Source organism: Chryseobacterium ginsengisoli (assembly GCF_039542325.1).
Lineage (GTDB): Bacteria > Bacteroidota > Bacteroidia > Flavobacteriales > Weeksellaceae > Chryseobacterium > Chryseobacterium ginsengisoli.
In genome coordinates this window covers 307,682-332,184 of sequence record NZ_BAABHX010000001.1, presented here as the reverse complement: position 1 = coordinate 332,184, position 24,503 = coordinate 307,682, and the positions used below count along the sequence as shown (strand labels likewise).

The 24,503-nt window shown below is 34.1% G+C and carries 24 protein-coding genes; 16 read left to right on the top strand and 8 right to left on the bottom strand.

From position 1 onward, the window contains the following. Window positions 1-25 precede the first annotated feature (25 nt). From metQ to ABD940_RS01585, 4 genes are all read right to left on the bottom strand, one after another. Window positions 26-838, bottom strand: coding sequence for a methionine ABC transporter substrate-binding lipoprotein MetQ (metQ, locus tag ABD940_RS01600; protein WP_345199882.1), 813 nt, complete (start codon window positions 836-838; stop codon window positions 26-28). A 210-nt stretch (window positions 839-1,048) separates the two neighbouring features. Further along, window positions 1,049-1,705 (bottom strand): methionine ABC transporter permease MetI, encoded by a 657-nt coding sequence (gene metI, locus ABD940_RS01595; protein WP_345199881.1) that lies wholly within the window; start codon window positions 1,703-1,705, stop codon window positions 1,049-1,051. After that, the gene (locus ABD940_RS01590) at window positions 1,698-2,726 is read right to left on the bottom strand and encodes a methionine ABC transporter ATP-binding protein (protein WP_345199879.1); all 1,029 of its coding nucleotides are present in this window, start codon (window positions 2,724-2,726) and stop codon (window positions 1,698-1,700) included. Before ABD940_RS01590 ends, metI begins: the two co-directional genes overlap by 8 nt. Before the next feature lie 13 nt (window positions 2,727-2,739). Further along, window positions 2,740-3,741 (bottom strand): EamA family transporter, encoded by a 1,002-nt coding sequence (locus ABD940_RS01585; protein ID WP_345199878.1) that lies wholly within the window; start codon window positions 3,739-3,741, stop codon window positions 2,740-2,742. A 758-nt stretch (window positions 3,742-4,499) separates the two neighbouring features. Between ABD940_RS01585 and ABD940_RS01580 the strand changes: the two genes are divergently transcribed. The 8 genes from ABD940_RS01580 to ABD940_RS01545 all read left to right on the top strand — a co-directional run bounded on the left by ABD940_RS01580 (window position 4,500) and on the right by ABD940_RS01545 (window position 10,590). Beyond that, entirely contained in the window at window positions 4,500-5,432 is a 933-nt protein-coding gene (locus ABD940_RS01580; protein WP_345199877.1) for a ring-cleaving dioxygenase, read from the top strand. A gap of 61 nt (window positions 5,433-5,493) precedes the next feature. Beyond that, window positions 5,494-5,790 (top strand): GNAT family N-acetyltransferase, encoded by a 297-nt coding sequence (locus ABD940_RS01575; protein WP_345199876.1) that lies wholly within the window; start codon window positions 5,494-5,496, stop codon window positions 5,788-5,790. A 199-nt stretch (window positions 5,791-5,989) separates the two neighbouring features. Continuing rightward, the gene (locus ABD940_RS01570; protein WP_345199874.1) at window positions 5,990-6,943 is read left to right on the top strand and encodes a VOC family protein; all 954 of its coding nucleotides are present in this window, start codon (window positions 5,990-5,992) and stop codon (window positions 6,941-6,943) included. Between the two features lie 3 nt (window positions 6,944-6,946). Further along, on the top strand, window positions 6,947-7,567 hold the full coding sequence (locus ABD940_RS01565; RefSeq protein ID WP_345199873.1) for an alpha/beta hydrolase: 621 nt from the start codon (window positions 6,947-6,949) through the stop codon (window positions 7,565-7,567). Window positions 7,568-7,802: 235 nt separating this feature from the next. Next, window positions 7,803-8,114, top strand: a complete 312-nt coding sequence (locus ABD940_RS01560; protein ID WP_345199872.1) for a hypothetical protein — start codon at window positions 7,803-7,805, stop codon at window positions 8,112-8,114. Window positions 8,115-8,123: 9 nt separating this feature from the next. Further along, window positions 8,124-8,708 (top strand): Crp/Fnr family transcriptional regulator, encoded by a 585-nt coding sequence (locus ABD940_RS01555; protein WP_345199870.1) that lies wholly within the window; start codon window positions 8,124-8,126, stop codon window positions 8,706-8,708. 285 nt (window positions 8,709-8,993) lie between these two features. Continuing rightward, complete coding sequence (locus ABD940_RS01550) at window positions 8,994-9,869, top strand: pirin family protein (protein ID WP_345199869.1); 876 nt, start codon at window positions 8,994-8,996, stop codon at window positions 9,867-9,869. 22 nt (window positions 9,870-9,891) lie between these two features. Then, the gene (locus ABD940_RS01545) at window positions 9,892-10,590 is read left to right on the top strand and encodes a M17 family peptidase N-terminal domain-containing protein (protein ID WP_345199868.1); all 699 of its coding nucleotides are present in this window, start codon (window positions 9,892-9,894) and stop codon (window positions 10,588-10,590) included. 55 nt (window positions 10,591-10,645) lie between these two features. Here ABD940_RS01545 and ABD940_RS01540 read toward each other — a convergent pair whose 3' ends face one another. Together ABD940_RS01540 and ABD940_RS01535 are read right to left on the bottom strand one after the other, a co-directional pair. Continuing rightward, window positions 10,646-11,500 (bottom strand): GLPGLI family protein, encoded by an 855-nt coding sequence (locus tag ABD940_RS01540; protein WP_345199867.1) that lies wholly within the window; start codon window positions 11,498-11,500, stop codon window positions 10,646-10,648. Window positions 11,501-11,579: 79 nt separating this feature from the next. Continuing rightward, window positions 11,580-11,759 (bottom strand): bacteriocin-like protein, encoded by a 180-nt coding sequence (locus tag ABD940_RS01535; RefSeq protein ID WP_345199866.1) that lies wholly within the window; start codon window positions 11,757-11,759, stop codon window positions 11,580-11,582. Between the two features lie 1,054 nt (window positions 11,760-12,813). Here ABD940_RS01535 and ABD940_RS01530 point away from each other — a divergent pair. Next, window positions 12,814-14,934 (top strand): type IA DNA topoisomerase, encoded by a 2,121-nt coding sequence (locus tag ABD940_RS01530; protein ID WP_345199865.1) that lies wholly within the window; start codon window positions 12,814-12,816, stop codon window positions 14,932-14,934. A gap of 245 nt (window positions 14,935-15,179) precedes the next feature. On the opposite strand, the gene ABD940_RS01525 is transcribed toward ABD940_RS01530, so the two are convergent. Beyond that, the gene (locus ABD940_RS01525; RefSeq protein ID WP_345199863.1) at window positions 15,180-16,046 is read right to left on the bottom strand and encodes a helix-turn-helix domain-containing protein; all 867 of its coding nucleotides are present in this window, start codon (window positions 16,044-16,046) and stop codon (window positions 15,180-15,182) included. A 104-nt stretch (window positions 16,047-16,150) separates the two neighbouring features. Between ABD940_RS01525 and ABD940_RS01520 the strand changes: the two genes are divergently transcribed. The 4 genes from ABD940_RS01520 (at window position 16,151) to ABD940_RS01505 (ending at window position 20,112) form a co-directional block, all read left to right on the top strand. Beyond that, window positions 16,151-17,557: an aldehyde dehydrogenase family protein gene (locus tag ABD940_RS01520; RefSeq protein WP_345199862.1), complete on the top strand. Its 1,407-nt coding sequence runs from the start codon at window positions 16,151-16,153 to the stop codon at window positions 17,555-17,557. A 20-nt stretch (window positions 17,558-17,577) separates the two neighbouring features. Further along, entirely contained in the window at window positions 17,578-19,128 is a 1,551-nt protein-coding gene (locus ABD940_RS01515) for a GMC family oxidoreductase (RefSeq protein WP_345199861.1), read from the top strand. A 128-nt stretch (window positions 19,129-19,256) separates the two neighbouring features. Further along, window positions 19,257-19,679, top strand: a complete 423-nt coding sequence (locus tag ABD940_RS01510) for a PaaI family thioesterase (RefSeq protein WP_345199860.1) — start codon at window positions 19,257-19,259, stop codon at window positions 19,677-19,679. An 88-nt stretch (window positions 19,680-19,767) separates the two neighbouring features. After that, window positions 19,768-20,112 carry a phage holin family protein gene (locus ABD940_RS01505; RefSeq protein ID WP_345199859.1) on the top strand — a complete coding sequence of 115 codons (345 nt, stop codon included), beginning with the start codon at window positions 19,768-19,770 and terminating at the stop codon, window positions 20,110-20,112. A 67-nt stretch (window positions 20,113-20,179) separates the two neighbouring features. Here the strand turns inward: ABD940_RS01505 and ABD940_RS01500 are convergent, their stop codons facing one another. Further along, window positions 20,180-21,040, bottom strand: coding sequence for a T9SS type A sorting domain-containing protein (locus ABD940_RS01500; protein ID WP_345199858.1), 861 nt, complete (start codon window positions 21,038-21,040; stop codon window positions 20,180-20,182). Between the two features lie 158 nt (window positions 21,041-21,198). On the opposite strand from ABD940_RS01500, the gene ABD940_RS01495 reads away from it, so the two are divergent. The 3 genes from ABD940_RS01495 to ABD940_RS01485 all read left to right on the top strand — a co-directional run bounded on the left by ABD940_RS01495 (window position 21,199) and on the right by ABD940_RS01485 (window position 24,489). Continuing rightward, the gene (locus ABD940_RS01495; RefSeq protein ID WP_345199857.1) at window positions 21,199-23,193 is read left to right on the top strand and encodes a S9 family peptidase; all 1,995 of its coding nucleotides are present in this window, start codon (window positions 21,199-21,201) and stop codon (window positions 23,191-23,193) included. A 136-nt stretch (window positions 23,194-23,329) separates the two neighbouring features. Further along, a complete protein-coding gene (locus ABD940_RS01490) occupies window positions 23,330-23,818 on the top strand; it encodes a DNA-deoxyinosine glycosylase (RefSeq protein ID WP_345199855.1) in 489 nt (162 codons plus the stop codon). After that, on the top strand, window positions 23,815-24,489 hold the full coding sequence (locus ABD940_RS01485; RefSeq protein ID WP_345199854.1) for a hypothetical protein: 675 nt from the start codon (window positions 23,815-23,817) through the stop codon (window positions 24,487-24,489). The genes ABD940_RS01490 and ABD940_RS01485 overlap by 4 nt, the downstream gene beginning before the upstream one ends. Window positions 24,490-24,503 lie beyond the last annotated feature (14 nt).

Here is a 24,503-nt window from a genome sequence, read left to right as displayed (position 1 = left end):
AATTGACTATTTCCTATTTATTTTATTAGTTCCAACCTTTGACTGCACCGCCTTTGAAAATTTCTTCCGCTTTTTTCAAAACTTCATCAGATTCATAGGCTTTTACAAAGTTTTTTACTTTTTCATCATCTTTATTGTCCTGTCTTGAAACCACGACATTTACATAAGGTGAATCTTTATCTTCTTTAAAAATTCCCTGTTTGTCGGCATCCAATCCGGTTTGTGCTGCAAAATTATTATTGATAATAGCAATTAGGACTTCTTTGTCATCCAACACTCTTGGTAGTTGAGGCGCTTCAATTTCTAGAATTTTCAACTGTTTCGGATTTCCAACAATATCAGTCACTTTTGGTAATAATCCGATGCCTTCTTTTAATTTTAATAAACCGTTTTTTTGCAATAAAAGTAACGAACGACCGCCATTTGTAGGATCGTTTGGAATGACAATCGTGCTTCCGTTTTGAAGCTCATTAATACTTTTAATCTTTTTTGAATATGCCACAATCGGATACACAAAAGTATTTCCGACAACTGCTAATTTGTAACCTCTCTGTTTTGATTGTTCGTTCAAATAAGGAACGTGCTGAAAGGCATTCGCATCGATATCTCCGTTATTCAAAGCCTCATTTGGAACTACATAATCGTTGAAGGAAACCAATTCTACATCCAGATTATACTTTTCTTTTGCTACTTTTTTGGCAGTTTCTGCAATTTCCTGTTCCGGACCGGAAGTGATCCCAACTTTAATATAATTTGGGTTTTCTTTTTTTGATGAATTACAAGCTGTGAATATCCACAAACCTGCCATTAATAAACCTAAAATCTTTATTTTTTTCATTATAAATTATTTTCTTTTTTAAAAAAGGCGAAAAAGCAAAAAGGTTAAATTTTTAAAATTCTTTAAATAAATAAAATATGGCTTTATACCTTTCTGCTAATTTTTTCGCCGATCGATGGCTGAATTTTCAAAACCATCACACTACTTCACATTCACATATATTTTTAAAGTGTTTTCCACACTAAATTCTCCAACTTTTCATACTCAGATTCAGCGATGATCGAATCTCTTCGCCAATCTGTCACCTGAAAACTGAATAATAAATACAATCGTAACAAGCAATCCCAACACCAGATTCATAATTATAGCATCATAACCAATATAACCATATTGATAGCCGATTTGTCCCAATCCACCGGCTCCGACAGCTCCTCCCATTGCAGAATATCCGACCAAAGTGATGAGCGTAATCGTTGCATTATTGATTAACGAAGGAAGTGCTTCCGGTAGCAAAACTTTCCTGATAATCTGAAATGGACTTGCTCCTAAAGCTCTCGCAGTTTCGATTAATCCATAGGGAACTTCCAATAAACTATTTTCAACTAATCTTGCAATAAAAGGAGCGGCTCCGATGCTTAACGGAACTAAAGCGGCGTTCATTCCAATGGATGTTCCGACCAGACTTCTGGTAAAGGGAATCATCCACACAATCAAAATAATGAAAGGTATGGAACGAAAAATATTAACCAAAACAGATAAAACTCTATTATAAATTACATTTTCCAAAAGTTGTCCTTTTCGTGTGAAAAATAACAGAATTCCAACAGGCAAACCCAAAACAAATCCAAAAAATCCTGAAACAAACGTCATGTAAACCGTCTCCCAAACTCCCTTCGACAAAAGAGAAATCACCGTATCACTAAGCATATCCTCTTACTGTATTTTGAATTTTATTTTGATTGAAATAATAGATGGCTTGCTGGTTTTTCTCTTCTTCACCCTGAAGCTGCAGCAACAGTTTTCCGAAGTTGGAATCTCCAAGATATTCTACATCAGCCTTCAATAATTTGTATGGAATTTTATATTTATCGTAAACTATTGAAAGCAATTCTTCAACAGAAATCTGTTCATTAAGTTCAACCTCGACCAATGGAAATAATCCGTCTTGCGGCTCTTTTTGTAGTTTTTTATTCAGTTCTTGTGGTATAGTCATAACACCGGATTTTAAAAATTGTTTGATAATAGGATTCTCTTTATTAGAGATGATTTCGCTTAAAGTTCCTTTAATTAATAGTTTACCTTTGTCGATCACCGCAACATGATTACAGACTGTTTTGATTACTTCCATTTCGTGAGTAATCAACAAAATCGTAATTCCCAACCTTTGATTAATGTCCCTCAATAACTGTAAAATCGACTGAGTCGTTGCTGGATCGAGCGCACTTGTTGCTTCGTCACAAAGCAGGAGATAAGGATCATTTGCCAAAGATCTTGCGATTGCAACTCTTTGTTTTTGTCCGCCTGAAAGACTTTTAGGATAATCATTTGCTTTTTCTTCCAAGCCTACAATTTTCAAAAGTTCATTGACTTTTTTATTGACTTCTGTTTTGCTGACATTATCCAATTCTAGCGGAAGCGCAATATTTTCAAAAACTGTTCTTGAAGAAAGCAGATTAAAATGCTGAAAAATCATTCCGATTTTTTTTCTTTCGATGGCTAATTGCTTGGAATTTAATTTTGTAAAATCCTTTCCATTAATGATAATTTCGCCGTTATCAGGTTTTTCAAGAAGATTCACCGTTCGGATTAAGGTACTTTTTCCGGCTCCTGAAAATCCTATTATTCCGACAATATCACCTTGTTCAATGTTTAGGCTTACATCATCCAAAGCTTTAAAAGACTGCTTTTTCTGATGAAATGTTTTTGAAATATTCTTTATCTCTATCATTTTTACTTAAAATTTATATTGGTTGATAAGGTCTTGTGTTTCTGTTGACATGTCTTATCACTTTTCTGATTTTTACTTTTGAGCGTTTGGAAAGCTTAAAATATTTGGTTACATTGGTTAAAAGCACTCCGGCAAGGATGATAATTAATCCGTAAAATTGATTAGTATTAATCGTCTGATTGGCAACAATCCATCCCGCAATTACGGTTACAATAGGATTGATGTAAGTGTGAGTACTCACCAAAGCTGCCGGTTTTACAGACAAAAGCCATATATAAGAAAGATAAGCAATGATGGATCCGAAGAAAATCAAAAATAATAAGCCAAACCATGCTGTTAATGGTACTTTTACAATCGAAAATCCAGTCCATTCACTTCTGAAAAATGCTATAATGAATGAAGCGACGCCCGCCGTAATAAGCTGTTGGGCAATATTCATGAAAGTTGAATGACTTGCCGGATTTTTTTTAGAATATAAAGATCCCAAAACCCATGCAACAGAACTCAATGCCAAAACAATAAATGCTGTTATTCTAATCGAGTTACTTGCTGTTTCCGCATGTGAATTGGATGAACTTACACTTCCGTTTAGAAATAAAATAAGTCCCACAAATCCAATAATTAGCCCTAAAGGAATAAATTTATCTGAGAAATAATAACCCCAGTTTTTCTTATCAATGGCGATGAACCAAAACGGACCAGTTGCAATAGCGATGGCAGCTTCAGATGCGGTTACATATTGTTCTCCCCAGGCTACAAGTCCGGTTCCTCCAGTAAGGATGAGGATTCCTGTTGTCGCATTTTTTCTCCAGTTGATGATAGAATTTGCTTTTTCTCCTTTTAAAAGTAAATATCCCATCATCAATAATCCAGCAGCCAAAAATCTGAAACCTGAAAGAATAAAAGGCGGAAATCCGTTTAATCCGAAAGAAATTGCGAGAAAAGTAATTCCCCATATTACATAAATATTTGTGAAGGCTATGGGAATAAGCCATTTGTTTTTATTAGTACTCATGATATTTTTTAATGTTGTTTTTAAATAAAAAAGGCTCTACAACGTGGTAAAGCCTTTAAAAATATGTCATATAAAAGTAAGGTTAACCACAACAGGAATGAAGCATAGGCATGCAGCAATACATCATCATAAAATTCATGGTGTGTCTTCTTACTGTGCTATTTTTGAATTCTGCTTTCATTTTATTTTTTATATCCTGATTACGTTTGCAAATATAAAACATAATTTCTCATTAGTCCACTAAAAAAGTAGACTTTTTGAAAAATAATTTATGATTTATTTTTAATTGTTTGTTATTTAGTTGTTTATAGTGTGGTCGATTTAAATGATTTTACAGTTAGTTGTCATTCTGACGAAGGAAGAATCTATTTTAATCACTAAATTTCCATCTTTTTTTTAATTTTTTTTGGAGCTATTTCCCGCTTTCCGCACTCGCTATTTTTTGAGTTTCGGTGGCGGCGGCAAAGCCGCCGCCACCGAAACTCAGAAAATGAGCTCAGACAAATGCTTCAATCGGGGCTAGGCTATAGTCATTTTTTTCAGATTTAGGAATATCCACAAGGTTTGTCATCCCTACGAGATGACAAACTATACGGAAACTATTATGCAGAAAAGAAAACAGATTCTGAACGAAGTGAAGAATGACAAACAGAACATTTTTACATTTTCTGCAGAAACCATTATTTATTAAACTAGTTAAATGCACAGCATTTCTCATCACCCTAAATTTGTCATATCAAAATTAAACAAATAACAAAATGGAAAATAGAATTTTAGGACTGCATCACATCACAGCGATTGCAGACAACGCAAAAAGAAATTTAGATTTTTATACTCAGGTTTTGGGATTAAGATTGGTTAAGAAAACGGTGAATTTCGATGATCCGGGAACGTACCACTTTTATTTCGGAAACGGAGAAGGAACTCCGGGAACGATCCTTACTTTCTTTCCTTGGGAAGGAATTGGAAAAGGAACAAACGGTTCCGGTTTAGCAACTCACATCGGATATTCTGTTCCAAAAGGAAGCTTGGAATTCTGGAAAAACAGATTGAAAAATTTTAATGTAAATGTTGAAGAAGGTGAAATTTTTGGTGAAAAATTAATCTCATTTCAAGATCCTGATGGTTTACAGTTACAGTTCATCGAATCGTCAACTCCGGATGACAGAAAAGTTTGGACAACCGATGATATTAAAGATGAAAATGCATTAAAAGGTTTCCACAATATCACATTAACATTGAAAAAAGCAGATCCAACAATCAAGGTTTTAACTGATATTTTCGGATACGATTTACAAAAACAAGAAGGTGAAAGATACCGTTTTGAAACCGACGCCATTGAAACAGCTAATCTTGTAGACATTATCGAAAACGATAAAATTATAGCGGGAAGAAATGCGGCAGGAACTAATCATCACGTTGCTTTCCGAGTGAAAGATGATAACGTTTTAATGGAATTCCGCGAAAAAGTAATGTCTGCAGGATTGAATATCACTCCGAAAATCGACAGAGATTATTTCTACTCATTGTATTTCCGTGAACCGGGCGGTGTTTTATTCGAAATAGCAACAGATAACCCAGGATTTACTGTAGACGAGCCTTTAAACGAATTGGGAACAAACTTAAAACTTCCAAAACAACATGAAGGATTACGTGAAAAAATTGAAGAAGTTTTACCGAAATTATCATAGATCATTACTCAATTTTTAGAAAGGGCTTACCTTTAAATTATTAATTAAAAAATCAAAAACAATGGAAACAACAAAAGTAGTTTTAGGAAATGTGAGAGGAGAAATTCAATTATTCTCAGATGATAAAAAAGCGGGAAAAATGGATATTTCGGTAATCGGGAAAAAATTAACCGTTTATCACACTGAAGTTGATGAAGAATATGCAGGAAAAGGTTTCTCGAAAATTTTACTTGAAAAACTGGCTTCTTATGCAAGAGAAAACGAAATGAAAATTCTGGCGTTGTGTCCATATGTTCATGCTCAATTTAAACGCAATCCGGAACAATATAACGATGTCTGGTTGAAAGAAGAGGAGTAATTGGAAAAAAATAAAAAAGCAAAAGAAAGTACTGCAATAAACGTAATGCTGTCATTCAGAACGAAGCGAAAGCGAAGTGAAGAATCTATTATACTGTAAACAGATTCTTCCTTCGTCAGAATGACAAATAACCTTTTTAAAATCTTTCGAGTAAAAATCCAACAAGCAAAACCAATCAACCAACAACAAAACCAAAACTATGTCACTCATCACAGGACTTCATCACGTAACCGCCATCACAGGCGACGCACAGGAAAATATAGACTTTTACACCGGAGTTTTAGGACTTCGATTGGTAAAGAAAACTGTAAATTTTGATTATTCCGATGTTTATCATTTCTATTTCGGGGACGAATTCGGAACTCCCGGAACGATTATGACGACTTTCCCGTACGGAAAAGGTTTGGTCAACGGAAGACATGGAAAAGGAATGTTGAATACAACAGCTTTTTCAGTATCAATCGATGCTTTGGATTATTGGTTAAACCGTTTGAATCAGTTTAATATTCCTTTCAAACAGGCTCAGCAAAGATTTTCGGGTGAAGTTTTTATTTATCTTGAAGATTTTGACGGATTGGGATTGGAATTGGTTTTTAATGATAAAGACAGTAGAAAAGGTTATTACAACGGATTTATCCCGAAAGATTTTGCTATAAAAGGAATTCATCATGTCGAAATCTGGTTGGATGCTTACGAAAGAACAGCAGCGTTATTGACGACCCAAATGGATCACAAATTAATTGCTGAAAGTTCAGACAGATTCAGGTTTGCGGTGGAAGATGCACCCGGAAAATATGTGGATTTGCTTTGCACACCGACAGCTTTGAAAGGTTTGGCGGGAAGAGGGACGGTTCATCACGTTGCTTTTGCGACTCCGAATGCAGAAACCCAGCTTGAGATGATTGAAAAATTAAACAAATTCGGCTTGGAACATACCGAAGTGAAGGATAGAAAATATTTCACTTCCGTATATTTTAAAGAACCGGGAGGTGTTTTGTTTGAAATTGCTACTTCAGGTTCGGGATTCGATTTTGATGAAGAATTTGCTTCTTTGGGTGAACATTTAAATCTTCCAATACAATTTGAAGAAAAAAGAGAACATTTGATTGAAGTTTTACCAAAAATAAATTATCCAACAGAAAAATACAGATAAATAATGAGTCATATTTTAGATATAAAAACAGGAGGAAAATCATTGAATGAAGCTGAAAAAGTTTTAATCATGATTCACGGAAGAGGTGTAAGTGCGCAGGATATTTTGAGCTTATCGCAACATTTAAATGTTAAAGATTATGCGTTATTAGCTCCACAAGCAACTAATGGAACTTGGTATCCTTCTTCTTTCATCGCACCTGTAGAACAAAATGAACCATGGTTATCTTCAGCAATTGAAACCATTGGGAAAACTGTACAAATGGTTTTGGATGCAGGAATAAAAGCTGAAAATATTTACTTTTTCGGATTTTCACAAGGGGCTTGTTTGACTTTGGAATTTTTGGCTAGAAATGCTCAAAAGTTCGGTGGAGCAGCAGCTATTATCGGTGGCGTAATTGGTGATAAAATCAATCGTGAAAATTATAAAGGTGACTTTGTTCAAACCCCGATTTTTCTGGGAACAAGTAACCCTGACTTTCATGTTCCGGTTGAAAGAGTATATGCAACAGCAAATATTTTAAGAGAAATGAATGCTGATATAACGGAAAAAGTCTACTCTAATTTCGGACATTCTATTAATCAGGAAGAAATTGAATTAGCGAATACTTTAATTTTTAAATAAGATTGAAAATAATAAAAACGAACTAGGAGACGAAGGCATTAAGAAAATTAAAACTTAATCCGTTAAAAAATTTCCACTGTTCGAAGCGCGAGACAAATGTTGAAATGAAAACAAATATTGAACTCGCGCAAGTTTTGGAAATTTTAGGATTAAATTTTAATTTTTAGCGGAAGTTTCCAAGTCTTGAACTTTTGTTTCTTTTGTTTTAAGACAAAAGAAAATTAAATAAAAAACAATGAAAACACTAAACTTTCTCGTTATCGGAAAAAATCAGGAAATTCTTGAGACTTTAAAAAGAATTATCGAAAATAATGAAGGCTGGAATGCAGAAATTCAAAGCGACGAAAATTTTTGCTATGAATATATCAAAGAAAATCAGGTAGATATTGTTCTGTTGAGTTCCGGATTGGATGAGCAATTTGAAAAAGATATAAAATTTTTCTGTGAAAATTTAGACAAAGAAGTGAAAGTTATCGACCATTACGGCGGTGGAAGTGGGCTTTTAAAGAACGAAGTTTACGCACTTTTCCCTAATTTACAGTCATAAACTGCAATTATGTCTCAAAACATCATCGAAAACGTAACACGATTTATTAACCTTAGCGAAAGCGAAGAAAAATTTTTCACAGATTCTTTAACATTTCAGACCTTTCCAAAAAAAACGGTTTTGTTGAGAGAAGGTGAAATTTGCCAGTTTGAAGGTTATATCCAAAAAGGATGTGTACGAGTTTATTACCTTGATGATAATGGTTTTGAGGTGACAATTTTATTCGCCATTGAAGATTGGTGGATTAGTGATATTGCTTCATTTCAGGATCAGAAACCTTCACGATTATACATCGAAACATTAGAAGATTCAGAAATTTTTATGCTGAATCCGACAACGAAAGAAAAATTATTAACTGAAATTCCAAAATTCGAGAGAGTTTTCAGAATGTTGGTTCAGAGAAATCTTTCAACCTTACAAAACCGTTTGGTGAACACCATTTCCAAAGCTGCATCCGATCGATATTTAGAATTTATTAAAGTGTATCCATCCATTCCGCAAAGAGTTGCGCAATATTATATTGCTTCTTATCTTGGAGTTTCTAAAGAGTTTGTGAGCACAATTAGAAAACGTTTGGCTTCAAAAGAGAAATAATTTACCATAATTAAAACATACGCAAAATTCCCCTCCAATGGAGGGGTGGCGAAAATTCAAAGAATTTTAGACGGGGTGGTTATAATATTTTCATATTAAACTACCCAGGATTTTTGTGAAACAAAAATCTATCCCTTCATTGAAGGGGAATTTCACAATGCAATTATAGTTCGGAAAATGATGTTTAAAGACAAAAGAAAAAGCAATTTATTAAACTAGTTAAATGTCCAGCAATTCCAATCTTCCGAAATTTGTCCTATCAAAATGAATAAATAACAAAAAGATATGGACAGAAAAGATTTTTTAAAAAAAGGATTATTGGGAACAGGAATGTTTGTCGCATCCGCTTCATTGGGAAATACAATGAAAAATGAGATCGACGAAATCGAACCATTAGAACCGATCGGATACAATCATTTACCCAATACAGATTCGAAAATTAAAGATAATTCTGTGATTCATAAAGCGGATTCCAGAGGAAAGGCGGATCATGGCTGGTTGGTGAGCAATCATACATTCAGTTTTGCCAATTATCACAATCCGGAAAGAATGCATTTCGGGGTGTTAAGAGTTTTAAACGATGATAAAGTTGATGCCGGAAGAGGTTTCGGAACGCATCCTCATGACAATATGGAAATCATCAGTATTCCATTGGAAGGTGATTTGGAACATAAAGACAGCATGGGAAATTCAGCCATCATAAAAAGTGGAGATATTCAGGTGATGAGTGCCGGAACTGGAATTATGCACAGTGAATTCAACAAGAATCAAGATCAGTTGGTGAAATTTCTACAAATTTGGGTGTATCCGAACAAAAGAAATGTCACTCCAAGATATGATCAGATCACACTTGACAAAACAAAAAGCAAAAATCAATTTCAGCAAATTCTTTCTCCAAATACTGATGACGAAGGAGTTTGGATTCATCAGGATGCATGGTTTCACTTAGGGAACTTTGAAAATAATACTGAAATCAATTATCAAATCAGGAAAAAAGGAAACGGAGTCTATGCTTTTATCATTAAAGGAAGCGCAGAAATCGAAGGTCAGAAGTTGGAAGAAAGAGACGGTTTCGGAGTTTGGGATATTTCAGATCTACAGATTAAAGCAACATCAGAAAATACAGAAATCCTTTTAATGGATGTTTCTATGACAATGTAATTATTAATTAAAATTAAAAATCATGAAAAATTTCATATTATCGTTTGCAGCTGTGTTATTGTCATTGATGGTAACTGCTCAAAATACAACATCTGTCGGAACATCAAAAAACTGGGGTTCCGTAGACGGAATTTCGATGATAGGATTGGTTCAGGGACCATCTTCTGCAGATGCCCAACTTCAGGTTGCCTGTGTTTTCGAATATACGGAAAATGACATTCGTAATGCTCAGGCTTTACCCGCAAATCTGAACGGTTTAGTACATTTGGATGATGCTTTGAAAGGTGAATTAACCGAAATCAGACAGTCAGGACAATTTCAGGGACATTCGTTAGAAACAATTTTAATAACACCTCCGGCTGGCTCTTTGTCTTCGAAAAAGTTATTATTAATTGGGTTGGGCGACCGCAACAAATTCACTCCCGAACTGATGACTTCCGTAGGTGAAGTTGCCGCTCGTGAAGCTATGAGATTAGGCGTTATGAACTTCGCATTTGCAAGTGATCTGAAAGATGCAGGAATAGATTCTCCAACCGCTTTGATAGCTGGAAATGTAGTAAAAGGTATCGTATTGGCAAACCGTTCTGAAACCTATTTAAAAGAACACAACCTTTCTAAAACAAAGAAACTGGAAAAAGTTTATCTGTTAGCCGGTCCGTCATTCTTTGAAATTGCGGGGGGCGGAATTCAGGATGCAATAGCAGAAATTAAAAAGAATTAATGAACCTTGTTTCATAATTATTGTTGGTGGGCTCTCTTTTTTAAGGGAGCTTTTTTTAATCGTCTAATTCTATTGGATTTTCATATTTCCTGTTTTCTTCCCTTTCTTTTGCTCTTTGTCTTGCTATTTCCTGTCCTTTTATGATTGTCGTTCCATAGCTTGCAAGTACTGCGGCTGCGTTGGCTTCAGCATTTCTTAATGCTTCTTTTAATTTTGGTTGTGTGGTTTCTATGGCTTCAGTATATCGGCTTTTTTTTACACTAATTAATTTTCTCTTCAACTTAGACGTAGGTACAGACTTTACTAATTCAAAATCAAACTCGCCTTTATCATCTGTTATTTTAATTATCAAGCCAGGTAATCCACTGAATTTATAAGGTCCATAGGGTAAAGGAATTTCTGGGGAATACCAAGCAATCCAATTTCTTCCTTTATAGTTGACTTGTGCCTTTTTACAATTGATTGTATTGATGATTTTTTCTTCATTAATAAGTTTCCAATTGCTTATAATAGGCTCTTTATAACTAAGTACAGACATTCCAACTAATTGAAAGTATTGTACATTTTTATTTGATTGAATTATTGTGTATGGAAATTTTGTATTTGGTACAGATACTCCATTTTTAAGACTAAGAGTTATACTTCCATCAGGATTATTTGTGGTAACTCTAGATTTTTCTATCACAGAATCTCTTTTAAGCGATTTGACACTTACAAAAAATGAATGCTTATCACTTATTAATAATGAGAAATGTTCATCATATATATAATCAGGTGTTTGATTATTTAACTTAGCTTTTAACAAATAAGTAAAATCGCCTCTGATAGAATCTTTATCATTTGATTGAGAAAAAAATAACCCGCTAAATAATGATAGAAATAACAGAAATAATCTTTTATGGTAATACATAGAATTATCTTAATTATAAAATTGCACTTATAATGTATCAATTTACATTATAAGTGCTTTAATTGTATTAATTAATTGATTAACATTTACAGTAAATTGCTTCAACTTTATCACGCCATTCATTAGCTTGTTGTGGAGTCCAATCTTGTGTAGTTGTAGCAGTCATACCACAACAAGTTTCTGCAATCCAAGTTTGTGGTAATTTTCCACCTGCTACTTTCTTAAGTTCATTTCTAGATAACTTTTTTAAATTTTTCATTTGCTTAAAATTATAATTTTTTATTTTGAATCTCAAGTTTATACACATTGATTGCGCTTTGGTGTTCACTTGCAAGTTTTTATCTAATCATTTTTCTTTTGCATTGTACACTACAAAATACTCTATGTTTAAATTGTTTTTATTCCCAAGCTAATCATTTGTAAAAACAAAAAAGCGTGGAACTATGTCTATTGTCTTGGAGGTACTGGTATACCTGAGAAACGAATAGAATAGCCCACGCCGAAGCGTGAGCACTGCTATTCTTGTTTCTCTTAAAATTACCAGTTTTACCAAGACAAGAAAGCTAATGCTTTATATTTTAAATGATATGTTAATATCTATTTCTGATGCAATGTTAAATATTTTTTTTCACAAATAAAAGAGTTTTAGAATGCTTTCGAAAAATAATTTGTAGGTGTCCATTACTATTTAATAATGTCTTAAAAAAAAACTATAAAATTTAATTATGTGTTAATATTTTTAATGAAATGGCTTTGAATATAGAAAAGATTTATTTGAGATAAATCATTATAAGTAGATGTATATAAGCTTGTTTAAAATTTTATTAAATATATTTTTATAATCTTCGATTTCATTTCTGCTTTTTCAAACCCCAAATATAAAGTTGGCGTTCCAAATTATACTTTTAGTATTTCCATTTTATATTTTTTTAACCCAATTTAAAATATTCGTGATGTAAAAACATATTTTTACGACATGAGAGTATATTTTTGCGATGTAAATATATATTCTTGCAATGTAAAGTAATATTCTTACGATGTGAAACTATATTTTTGCGATGTAAAGTAATATTTTAACAATGTAAAGTAATATTCTTATGATGTGGAACTATATTTTTGCGATGTAAAGTAATATTTTAGTAATGTAAAGTAATATTCTTCCGATGTGAAAGTATATTTTAACGATGTAAACCTTTATTATACGTAAAACATATCATTCACGTTCTCAGCTAACAACCGAGAGTCATCTGTAAATTAGCAAAATCCAAAAAAATTCCCGATTTTTGCAACCCTTTCAATAATTCCGAATATTCATGAAACTTTGTATTGCCGAAAAACCCAGTGTTGCCAGAGATATCGCCAAAGTATTGGGCGCAACCGTGCCAAAACAAGGCTATATGGAAGGAAATGGCTATTGCGTGACATGGACTTTTGGACATCTTTGCACCCTCAAAGAACCTCACGACTACGGTCCGCAATACAAATCGTGGAATTTATTTTTGCTGCCGATCATTCCCGCGAATTTTGGAATTAAATTGATTCCAAACAAAGGCGTTGAAAATCAGTTTAAAGTCATTGAAAGATTAGTCGGAGAATGCGATGAGGTTATCAATTGCGGGGATGCTGGTCAGGAAGGAGAGTTGATTCAAAGATGGGTTTTACAGAAAGCAAAATGCAACAAACCGATTCAGCGTTTGTGGATTTCGTCCCTTACTGAGGAAGCGATTAAAGAAGGTTTTGCAAGTTTAAAACCTGCCGAAGATTACAAGAATCTATATCTCGCAGGAAATGCAAGAGCAATTGGAGACTGGTTATTAGGAATCAATGCAACCCGGCTATTCACGAAAAAATTTGGCGGAAATAAGGCTGTTCTTTCCATTGGGAGGGTTCAGACTCCGACGTTGGCGATGTTGGTTCAGCGTCAAAAAGAGATTGATGCTTTTACCACTGAAGAATATTGGGAACTGAAAACCAAATACCGTGACGTTATTTTCAACGCTGCGATTGATCGTTTAAAAACATTAGATCGTGCCGAAAAAGGCTTGGAATATTTAAAACAAAATCCTTTTGAGATCGTTTCTTTTGAAATTAAAGAAGGAAAAGAAAAAAATCCAAGGCTTTTCGATTTGACCGGACTTCAGGTAGAAGCCAATAAAAAATACGGATATTCTGCAGAGAATACTTTAAATTATATTCAAAGTCTTTACGAGAAAAAACACGTGACCTATCCACGTGTGGATACAACTTATTTATCGGAAAGTTTATACCCGAAAATAGAAGGAATTCTTAGAAAAATGTATTTCTATCAGGAGCTTGTTGCGCCTTTACTGGAAGCACCGATCCCAAAATCAAAAGCTGTTTTTGATGATGCAAAAGTGACAGATCACCATGCGATTATTCCGACAGAAGTTCCACCTTCTCAAAATTTAAGCAGAGAAGAAAAACTGATTTATGATTTGGTTGCCAAACGTTTCATCGCTGTATTTTATCCTGAATGTAAAATTTCAAATACGTTGGTTGAAGGGCAAGTTGGAACAATTCCTTTTAAAACAAGTGGAAGACAGGTTCTTGAACCGGGTTGGAGAGCTGTTTATTCCAAAGAACCAAAAGAAGAATCGACCGATAAAGAGAAAGATAAGGAAGAGGAACAAACGATTCCTGAATTTATTGTTGGAGAAACAGGACCGCATGATCCGATGATTCATCAGGGAAAAACAACACCGCCGAAACCTTATACGGAAGCAACTTTGTTGAGAGCAATGGAAACTGCAGGAAAACAAGTGGAAGATGAAGAACTTCGTGAAATGTTGAAAAACAACGGAATCGGAAGACCTTCAACCCGTGCCAATATTATCGAAACTCTTTTTAAGAGAAAATATATCGAAAAGAAAAGAAAAAATCTTATCGCAACCCAAACTGGAATTCAGTTGATCGATATGATTGAAGATGAATTACTGAAAAGCCCTGAATTAACAGGTGAATGGGAATCAAAGCTTCGTAGAATTGAAAAAGGTGAATATGAAGCCAATCAGTTTAAGGAGGAATTGATCCAAATGGTAACGGAACTGACCAAAAAAGTGGTCGATGGAAAAGGGAAAGTGATTTCTTACGAGGAAGTTGTTGAGGTAAAAGAAAAGAAAAAACGTGAACCTTCGATAAAAAAAGAATTACAATCTTGGGAAGAAACCAAATGCCCAAAATGTAAAGAACATCATTTAATGAAAGGAAAAACCGCGGTCGGCTGTTCTGATTTTAAAAATTGTGGCTTCAAAGTATCGTTTGAGATCTTCGGTAAAAAATTATCAGATAAACAATTAATGGATTTGGTGTTAAAAGGAAAAACTTCAAAATTAAAAGGCTTTACATCACACCCTGAAAGCTTAACGGAAGGAGTCGTTTCTCTTTCCCCGGAATTATCCATTTTATTAACTTAATAATTTTTTTGTTGTAGTGGTACACTTCATAATAATCGACTTAGGAAGCAGTAGCGTTAAGAAAATTTAAATTTAGTCCGTTAAAAAATTCTCACTGTTCGAAGCGCGAGACTAATTTTGAATCGAAGCACAAATTCTTAATTCGCGCAAGTTTTGAGAATTTTAGGAGTAATTTTTAATTTTTAGCGGATGATTCCAGTCTTGAACTTTTGTTACTTTTGCTTCAAGGTAAAAGTAAAATAAAATCAACTAACTTTAAACTTCTTCGGAGATTTCCCCGTCATCTGAGTGAACTTTCTATAAAAATATTCAAGCGTATTAAATCCCGATTCAAAACAGATATTTTTAATATCAATTTCAGGATTATTGATCAATAATTGCTTGGCGTGTTCTATTCTCAGTTCGATAATATATTCTACAGGAGTGCAATTATAAGTATTTTTAAATTTTTTAAACAAATTAGCCTCACTCATTCCTGCGACGGAAGCCAGTTTTTTTATCGTGATCGGTTCTCTGTAATTTTGTTTTATAAAATGAACGACTTCCTGAAGTCCATTCTGTAAATTTTCTATTTTATTATGAAGGAGAATATGTTTGGCATTGGTTTTCATCAGTTCATAGATGAGTTCTTTAAGGCTTAAACTTAAAAGAAAATCCGATGTTTTGTACATCGTATCATCTATTCTTCGGTTGTAAAGATTGGTTAGGCTTCTCCACAAAGATTCATCGGAACTTACAAATTTTTTAACTGTGTTTTCTTTCATCATAATCCCGGTCTTATCCCAATCTGGATGCCAGTTTTCGATAACTTCAGAAAAAACATTATCAATATATTCCTGTTCTATATCTAAGACTAAACATTTGGTCGGTTCCTGAAATACAGGATGAATATCTATACTTAATTCTTTGTTACAAGGCGGGATGAATACACTTCTTTCATTGAATTCAAACGTCTCTTCTTCACTGCGGATGATCTTATTACCGCTCAACATCAACGTAATGACAGGTTTTTCAAAAAAGAAAGGAAAATCATGACATACTACATTCGTTTCAAATACATTCAATTCTCCGAAAGGAATGCTGAAAACTGTTCTTTCTTCGATCTTTTCCATTTATAGCATAGAGTTTAGGTTAAAAAAAATAGAGAATAAGTAAATGATTTATATCATGTTTTTGTCATTTTCGAGCTATGTAAAATACAAAATAATTTGAAACAATGGAAAATACATCATTTGTAAAAGAAAGTACCACCGTAGATACAGAGTTTTTATCGTTAAATCCCTCTACATTAGAGGTTATAGGGAAAGTTAGCAATACTTCAAAAGAGGAAATAAACGCTAAAATCGATAAAGCAAAAATTGCCCAAAAACTATGGTCAGCAAGACCGGATTCGGAAAGAAAGGAAATTTTATTAAAGGTTACCGAAGCTTTACAACAAAACTCTCAACATTTGGCAGAATGGATTACCCGTGAACAAGGAAAACCATTAAGCGGACCGGGTTCAAACTTTGAAATGCAGGCTTGCGTAGGCTGGACTCAGGTTCCGGCTTCACTGGATTTGCCTGAAGAAATCGTCTTTGAAGATGAAACCAGAAAAGATGTTTTATACAGAAAACCAATTGGAATTGTAGCCGCCATCGCTCCGTGGAACTGGCCTTTAATGATCGCAATCTGGCAAATTATTCCATCTCTGCGAATGGGAAATGCAGTTATTTTGAAACCTTCAGAATACACAACTTTTTGTACATTGGAAATGATCAAAGTAATCAATTCTGTACTTCCGGAAGACGTATTGCAAGTGATTACAGGAAAAGGAGAAGTAGGATCATATCTTACATCACATCCTGAAATCGGTAAAATTATGTTTACGGGATCTATTGCAACGGGAAAAAAAGTGATCGAAGCTTCGTCTAAAAACATGGCTCGTCTGACTTTAGAATGTGGTGGAAACGATGCCGGAATTATTTTACCGGGACTTGATCTCTCCAAGCATACTGACAATATTTTCTGGGGAGCATTTCTTAATATGGGACAAACTTGTGCATGTTTGAAGCGATTATACGTTCATGAAGATGATTATGAAAAAATAGTGAAAACGTTGGCAGATTATTCTTCCAATATTCCGATGGGTGATGGCGGAAATGAAGTGAATGTTTTAGGACCTATTCAGAATAAAATGCAGTTCGATAAAATTCAGGATCTGATTACTGATGCTGAAAATATAGGCGCAGATTTCTTATTTAAAGGTCAAAAACCCGATTCGAAAGGTTATTTTATTCCTGTAACTCTTATAGGAAATGTAGATAATGGAGACAGAATCGTTGATGAAGAGCAATTCGGCCCTGTTTTACCGATCATCAAATATAAAACAATCGAAGAAGCAATAGCAAAAGCCAACGATTCAGAAAACGGATTGGGAGCTTCTGTCTGGAGTGATGATTTGGCTGAAGCCGAAAAAGTTGCCGGTCAGTTGCAAGCAGGAACTGTTTGGATTAATCAACACGGTGCAGTCAATCCTTTTGTACCGTTTGGAGGAGCAAAACAATCCGGTTACGGAGTAGAATTCGGAATTGAAGGATTAAAAGCTGTCACAATTCCAAAAGTTATCAGCATTAAAAAGTAGAACAATTAAAATTAAAACTTATGAAATACGATTTTATCATTGTCGGATCAGGTTCGGCAGGCGCAGTAATAGCCAACAGATTAAGTGAAAACGAAAATATAAATGTCCTTCTTTTAGAAGCCGGTTCAGAAGATAATATTCCTGAAGTTCATGCACAGGCAGGCTGGCCTGCAATCTGGAATACAGAAAGAGACTGGGCTTATCACACCGTTCCTCAGGAAAATGGCGGAAACAATACCAGATATTGGCCAAGAGGAAAAACATTGGGTGGTTCAAGCTCTATTAACGGAATGATTTACATCAGAGGTCACAGACAGGATTACGATAATTGGGCTTACAACGGATGTGTCGGCTGGGACTGGGAAAATGTTTTGCCTTATTTCAAAAAATCCGAAACGCATGAAGACGGTGAAGATGAAACTCATGGCGGAAACGGACCTCTTTTTGTGAGCCGTATCAAAACTCCGAATCCGATTTCTATAAGCGCTCTTAAAGCTTGTACAGAACTTGGCTTCCCTGAAACTGACGATTTTAATAAAGAAATTTGGGGATCAGGTTTGAATCATCTTACGGTTGGTAAAGACGGAAAAAGATGTTCTACAGCAAAAGCTTTTTTAGATCCGGTAAAGTCAAGAAAAAATTTGGAAATCCATACCAATGCTTTGGCTCAGAAATTACTTTTTGAAGGCAATCAATGTGTTGGCGTTTTATATTTAAAAAATGGAGAATTAGTAGAAGCAAGGGCAGATAAAGAAGTCATTGTTTCCTGCGGAACGATAGAATCTGCAAAACTTCTGATGCTTTCAGGGATTGGAGATAAAAACGAATTGGAATCTGTCGGGATTTCTGTTGTAAAAGATCTGAAAGGTGTCGGGAAAAATCTTCAGGATCATCTTTTGACGAGTGTGATTTTTAAAGCTAAAAAAAAAATTCCGGCTCCTGAAGCTAATCTTTTGGAAGCTCAATTATTCTGGAAAAGCAAAGAAGAAATGGTCTTTCCTGATCTGCAGCCTTTATTTATGGGACTTCCTTATTACAGTCCGGGTTTTACAGGTCCTGCAGAAGCATTTACTTTTTGTGCAGGATTTATCAGACCTGCAAGTCGTGGTTATATTAAATTAACTTCTTCGGATCCATCTGTTTCACCCGAAATCGATCCTAAATATCTTTCCGAAGAATCTGATCTGGAAGCATTATACAGATGTGTTGAAATCTGCCGTGAAATGGGAAGAACCGAAGCCATGAAAGAATGGAACGATGGTGAAATTTATCCTGGAGAAGGCAAAACGAAAGAGGAAGTTTTAGATTATATTAAAAAATCATGTTCAACGTATCATCACATGACAGGAACCTGTAAAATGGGAATTGACAGCAATTCTGTTGTTGATCCGAGGTTAAAGGTATACGGAATCAAAGGTTTGCGTGTTGCGGATGCGTCCATTATGCCCGATGTGGTTTCAGGGAACACAAACGCTCCGACAATTATGATTGGTGAAAAAGCCGCCGATATGATTAAAGAAGATCACGGAATCAAAACACAAAGTTTTTCTGAAAATTTGTCATTGGCTTAAAATCTGTTTATTTTAATTTTAAAGAAAGTTCAAACATTGGAAAGTTATCTCATGAAAATGGGGTAACTTTTTTAGTTTAAATTCAGATAAAAACTTTCCAGACCTTACCTTTGTAATAAATAGAATATATGACTCCGGAAAAAAGAAAACTCATCACCGACAGCTTCAACCGCTCGGAAACTTTACAATTTTACAAGGCAGAACTTTTAGAAGTTGACACAGATTTCATTTCCATGAAAATTCCGAAAATGGATTTGATGACCAGAAAAGCAGGAATGTTCAACGGTGCAATGATCGCTTCTTTGGTAGATGTTTCTTCGGGGTATGCAGCGGTAAGTCATTATGAAGAAGATTGTTATGTTGTGACAGTAGAATTGAAAGTCAATTATTTAAGGCCTGCAATTGGAGATGCTTTGGTTTCAAAATCTTACGTGATAAAAGGCGGGGCAAAAATCAGCGTGATAAGAACGGAAATTTATGTCGTTGATGAAAACGGAACCTCTGAAAGCCACGTTGCAACGTCGTTGGTGACAATGATGAAGATAAAATAACCATTTTTCATTGATCATTAAATTTACTTAATAAAATGGAATAAGTTTTGTACTGCAACGTCTATAAACATTAAAAAAAATCAATATTATGAACTTAATTATCCGACTTCTTGTAACAGCAGTTGTTGCTTATCTTTTAACATGGATTTTACCGGGAGTACATTTTACAGGATTTGGAGGAGCGATTATTTTCGCAATTGTTCTGGGACTTTTAAATTTAATTGTAAAACCTATTCTGAATCTTTTCGGATTACCTTTAACAATCATTACTTTAGGATTATTTACTTTGGTAATCAACGCAATAATTATTCTGATTGCAGATTATTTTATAGACAGTATGGTTGTGGGTGGATTTTTATCGGCACTTATTTTCAGTATTTTGCTTTCCATCGTTACTTCTCTCGCGAATTCGATGTTTTCTGATAAAGACTAAAACGTGAAAGTTAAATTCATTCATATATAAAAATCGCCAGTCAAATAAATGATTGGCGATTTTGTTTTTACTTCTTGATAAATTTCAGAAGGGTAAAGTTATTTTTAGAATCTTTCAATTTGATGAAATAATTTCCGGATGGAAGATGATGAATAGAAATTTCTTTTGAAAAAGTTTTGTTTTCATTAATTATTTTTCCGCTCATGTCTAAAATTTCATATCCTTTAAAATCAATATCAGAGTTAATTTTTAAAATATCAGAAACAGGATTAGGATAGATTTTTACTAAAGTGACAGGATTATTTTTGGTCTCATTTGTTCCTAAAAATAGACATGAAGGCGGGTTGCTGATTGCTCCGTCGCTGTAATCATAATAAACTATGGAATTCACAGGAATCAGATTGGTGCTCAAACTTCCCGGAATGTTTTCAAAAGGAGAACAGTTATTGAATCTTACATTCGCATCTTCGAAATTTGCCGTTATTTTATACCAACCATTGCATCCTGTACTTGTCATTGTGGGACCAGGCCAAAAAGTATCCATTGCATAACCATTTATACTATTGGGATTTACCATATCAACCATTACACAGCTTGAAACCCAGGTTGAAGGAGGTTTAAAATAAATTTCGCCGGTAGGAATTGTACTTGTATAATATTTTTTACTAACTATGGATGAGGTTGTTCCTCCATTCACAATAAATGCTTTAATTTCTTTTCTTTGATTGATATAAATCTGAACACTGTTTACCGCAGAGCTTGATGACAAGGTCGGAGTACTTCCGTCCGTTGTGTAATAGATTGTTCCGTTTCCAGAAATAGTTACCTGATAAGGATTATTAAAATGACTGGGAAATGGACTCATCGTAATTTGTGAAAAAAACAAAACAGATGAAAAGATAAATGAAAGAAATAGAATTTTCTTCATGGAAATTTAGTTTGATGGTTAGAAGCAAAATTAATTAAAAATTATAAAGGTTTCATTAATTGTATGTAAACACATTTACATAACTTTGGCAATCTTTGAATTAAATTAAGACTTTAAGATGTATACACTTTGAAGTCGTAAAAAATGAATATCAATATATGAAACTTAAGTACAGTCTGCTGGCTTTGGCAGCTCCGCTCTTAATGAATGCACAACAAGTAATGACGCCTGAAATTCTTTGGACTTTGAAAAAAGTAGGAGTACAGGCAGTTTCTCCAGATCAGTCTTCGCTTATTTATAAAATCGGACAGACAGATCTTAAAACAGAAAAAACAAAAAACGAGAACTATTTCTTAAATGTTCTTAATAATCAATCCACAAAAATTGATTTGGGTAAAAAAGCCCTTATTCAATGGGATAAAAATGGAATTTACGCTCAGGAAGGTGATAAAATTTTTCTTTCAAAAGACAGCGGAAAAACATGGACGGAATTTTATACAATTGGTGAAGTTGACAATGTTGTCATTTCTCCAGACGGTAAAAAAATTGCCTTCAGCAAGCAAGTTTTAGTAGAAAAAGTGATGGGAAAAGACAAATTTTCCGATACTCCGAAAACTACAGCGCAAGTTTACACAGATTTGAATCACAGACATTGGGATTATTTTAATGAGGGAAAATACAACCATGTTTTTGTCGTTAATACAACTGAAAATGTAGATTCCGCAAAAGATTTATTGGAAGGGAAAATGTGGGATTCACCGCAAAGACCTTTTGGTGGAGCTGAAGATTTTATTTTTAGTCCGGATTCAGCGCAGCTTTTATACGTTACAAAACCTAAAAGTGGTAAAGAATATTCAACAAGCACGAATACAGATATTTTCGCTTACGATTTTGCTTCGGGAACAACAAAAAATTTAACTGAATCTAATAAAGGTTACGATGTAAACCCAAAATTCAGCCCAGATGGAAAGTCTTTGGTTTGGCAAAGTATGGCGAGAGATGGTTATGAAGCAGATAAAAATGACATCAAGATTTTAGATTGGAAATCCGGAAAAACAACAAATCTGACAAGCGGTTGGGATGAAAGCGTTTCAGGAGATGTTTTCTGGAGTGGAGATTCTAAATCAATTTATTTTACCGCAGCTTTCAGAGGAACAAAGCAATTATTTTCTTTAGATCCTAAAAATGCTAAAGTTCTGCAAATTACAAGAGGTGATTTTGATGTTAATGAAATTTTCACAGACAATAAAACTTCACTTTTAGTAGGAAGAACAGACATCAATCACGCAACCGATATTTTCTCTGTAAACCTTAAAAACGGAGAAATGAAACAGATAACTGAAGCTAATAAAGACATGTATTCTAAGTTGGCTCAAGGAAAATCTGAATTAAAAATGGTGAAAACCTCGGATGGAAAAGAAATGGGAGTGTGGTTCCATTATCCACCAAACTTTGATCCGAACAAAAAATATCCGACTTTAGTGTATTGTCAAGGAGGTCCACAGTCTGCATTGACACAATTTTTCAGCGTAAGATGGAATTTTGCTTTAATGGCAGCAAACGGATACATCGTAGTTGCGCCAAACCGTCGCGGAATGCCGGGTTGGGGAACAAAATGGAATGAAGAGATCTCGAGAGATTGGGGAGGACAGCCAATGAGAGATTATCTTGTTGCAACAGATTTTGCGAAAACTTTACCGTATGTTGATGGAGATAGAGTAGCGGCTGTTGGAGCAAGTTATGGTGGTTACAGCGTATTTATGCTAGCTGGAATTCACGAAAACAGATTCAAAACGTTCATCGCTCACGACGGATTATTTGATATGAAATCCTGGTATTTAACAACGGAAGAACTTTGGTTCGCCAACTGGGACTTGGGTTCTCCTTGGGAAAAACCACAACCAAAAGCATATACAGAATTCAATCCGAGTAATTTTGTTGATAAATGGAACAAGCCGATCATGATCGTTCAGGGTGGAATTGATTTCAGAGTTCCTTACGAGCAAGGTCAGGAAGCTTTTCAGGCGGCTAAGTTAAGAGGTTTAAAATCTAAATTGGTTTATTTCCCGAACGAAAATCACTGGGTTCTTCATCCGCAAAACGGTTTGGTTTGGCAGAGAGAATTCTTTGATTGGTTGAAAGAAACTTTGTAATTAAGAATTAAAAATGAATAGTTAAAATCCAACTGATTTGATTATTCTTTAAAAATATCAATAGAAACGGGCTTTAGCCCGTTTCTTGTTTTTTATAATATGAAAAGGCTTTAGCCAAAATTTATATATTTGAATCATGCAAAACAGAATTTCTTCCTTTCCACCAATTATTGATAGCAATTCTAAAATCATAATTTTAGGCTCAATTCCTGGAGTAAAATCTCTGGAAAAACAACAATATTATGGTCATCCTCAAAACAAATTTTGGAAGATTATTTTTGAATTGTTTGGTGAAGATTTCACAGAAGATTATGTTGAAAGAATTAGTATTTTAAAGAAACACAATATTGCACTTTGGGATGTAATCGATTCCTGCGAAAGAAAAGGAAGCCTTGATTCTGAAATCAAAAATGAAGAAGCCAATCAGATTGGAGAGCTTTTAGAAAAACATCCAAATATTAAAGCTATATTTTGCAATGGTGGAAAATCTTATAAAAATTTACACAAGATTTTAGGGAAAAATTATAAAATTCCTGTATTTTTATTGCCTTCAACAAGTCCGCTTCATACGGTTTCTTTTGAAAAGAAATTGGAAGAGTGGGAGGTGATTAAAACGCATTTATGAAAAAGCTAGCTCTATTATTTTTAGTATTTACTTTTATTAATATTTTTTCTCAGGAATATCATTTTGATTATTCAATAGAAAGTCAGACCGATCAAATTAAGCCGAATAAGGAAAAGTCAATTTCTACAACTTTTTATGATTCTAAAAATAATATTCATTTGCATATCGATAAGTATAATAATAAACTAAGAGGAGTAATTTATGATAGAAATAAAGATTTAAGACATTCTTTTAAAATCACGGAAACAAAAGGTTTTGTAACTTTTGAATATACTCATACAAATGACTTCAGTAAAAATAAGCATAAAGATCCTGCTAAAGATGACATTTTAGAGATAAAGAAAACAGATTCTCTGCAGTATCAGATTATTGGTTACAAAAATGAAAAGAAGACTAAAAAAAGATTTACAGCTTGGGTAACTTTAGAAAAATCAAAATTTAATTATCTTGAAATAGGTATTGATCATGGTAGAAGCAATGAAATGCAGGAAAAAGTAAAAGGATTTTTAGATCCGAACTTAAACTATATTGTAAAAAGAATGCAAGTAAATTATTCTACAGGATATTCTTATGATAGCTCATTGAAAATTACAAACGTCGATTTTTCATTAAAACTTCCCGAAAAATTAACTATTAAAGAATATGACTTCTTTGGGGAATTTCAAGACTGATCCATTCCCCAAAA